Here is a 1,815-nt window from a genome sequence, read left to right on the forward strand (position 1 = left end):
GGCCAAGATGAGCCCGTTGGAGAGCACCGCGATGATCAGGCCGCCGATCAGCGTTCCCCAGATCGAGCCGACGCCGCCGACGAAGCTGGTGCCGCCGAGAATGACCGCGGCAATGGCGTCGAGTTCGTAGGACTGGCCCAGCTGCAAGCCGTTGGCGGCGTAGAGCCGGGCCGCCGACATGGCGCCGCCGAGGCCGGCCAGCAGGCCGGAAACGCCATAGACGAAGAGCAGCACCAGCGGCACCTTGATACCGGTCAGCCGCGCCGCTTCGGCATTGCCGCCGACGGCGTAGATCCAGGTGCCGAGCACGGTGCGCTTGAGCACCAGCCAGGACAGCACCACCACCGACAGTGCGATGATGACCAGCCACGGGATGCCGAACAGCGAACCGTTGCCGATGAAATCGAACGGCAGGTCCGAATTGAACACCGTGGTGTCCTGGCCGAGCAGGCGGGCGACACCGCGCACCGCGGTCAGCGAACCCAGCGTGACGATGAAGGGCGGCAGCTTGATGTAGGCGATGAGCAGCCCGTTGATGAGGCCGAAGCCGAGGCCGACCAGAATGGCCGCCGGCACGCCGAGCAAACCCCAGTCCGGCACCAGCGATACGATCACCGCCACCATCGCCGATGCGGCGAGGATGGCGCCGACGGACAGGTCGATGCCGCCGGTGAGGATGACGAAGGTCATGCCGGCCGCCAGCACGATGTTGATCGACGACTGCTGGGTGACGATCAACAGGTTGGTCTCGGTCAGGAAGCGCGGGTTCAGGAACTGGAAGCCGGCCGCCAGCAGGATCAGCACCGGCAGCATGCCAAGGGCAGCGAAAGCCGTGCGCAACCGTCGGCTCGTGCCGGTGGCCTGGCCGCCTGCGCTGATCTCGGTCGCCTTGTCGGTCATTGCTGAGCCGCTCCCGTTGCAAGTTCCATGATTTCCTCCTGGCTTAGCGGTTCGCCTTGCGATGCCGTCACCTCGCCCGATATCTTTCCGTCGCGCATCACCAGCACGCGATCGGCGACGCCGATCACCTCGGGCAGTTCGCTGGAGATCATCAGGATGGCGATGCCCTGCTTGGCGAGATTGTCGATCAGCCGGTAGATTTCCGATTTCGCTCCGACATCGACGCCGCGGGTCGGCTCGTCGAGGATGACGACCTTCGGCTCGGTCTCGAGCAGGCGGGCGAGCAGCACCTTCTGCTGGTTGCCGCCCGACAGCGAGCCGGCATTGGCCTGCACCGAACTGGTGCGGATGGAGAGATCGGCAACGGCCTTGGAAGCACGCCTTTCGGCGGCCGCGAAGTCGCGCAAGCCGCCGGCGCGCGAATCCCGCGCCAGCACGCCCATGCTGATATTGTCGGAGATCGACATGTCGAGGAACAGGCCGAGTTCCTTGCGGTCCTCGGTCAGATAGGCGATGCCGGCATCGAGCGCCTCGCGCGGCGAGCCGATGGTTACAGGTTTGCCGTCGAGTTCCAGCGTGCCTGAAATGTGCCTGTCGGCGCCGAAGATCAGCCGCGCAAGCTCTGTGCGGCCGGAACCGACCAGACCCGCCAGCGCCAGCACCTCGCCCTTGTGCAGGTCGAACGAACAGTTTTTCAGGAGACGGCCGTCGGACATGGCGCGCACCGAGAGCGCCACCGCGCGCTTTTCATCCGGCGGCCGATGATCCTTCTTGTAGAAAGCCGACAAATCGCGGCCGACCATCATCGAGACGAGGCGCGAGGCACTGAGGTCGGCACGCTCGAGCGTGCCGACATAACCGCTGTCGCGCAGCACGCTGACGCGGTCGGCAAGCTGGTAGACCTCTTCCATGCGG

Annotated in this window: 2 protein-coding genes; both read right to left on the reverse strand. The window is 65.8% G+C overall.

All coding sequences use genetic code 11. The features are described 5' to 3' along the window. The coding region (locus EN994_RS29640) for a ribose ABC transporter permease (protein ID WP_127308064.1) at positions 1–900 on the reverse strand (900 nt) is incomplete at its 3' end. After that, a partial coding sequence (locus EN994_RS29645) for a sugar ABC transporter ATP-binding protein (RefSeq protein ID WP_164746331.1) occupies positions 897–1,815 on the reverse strand: 919 nt, incomplete at its 5' end. The genes EN994_RS29640 and EN994_RS29645, both read right to left, overlap by 4 nt.

It is taken from the genome of Mesorhizobium sp. M7A.F.Ca.CA.002.09.1.1 (genome assembly GCF_003998555.1).
Classification (GTDB): domain Bacteria; phylum Pseudomonadota; class Alphaproteobacteria; order Rhizobiales; family Rhizobiaceae; genus Mesorhizobium; species Mesorhizobium ciceri.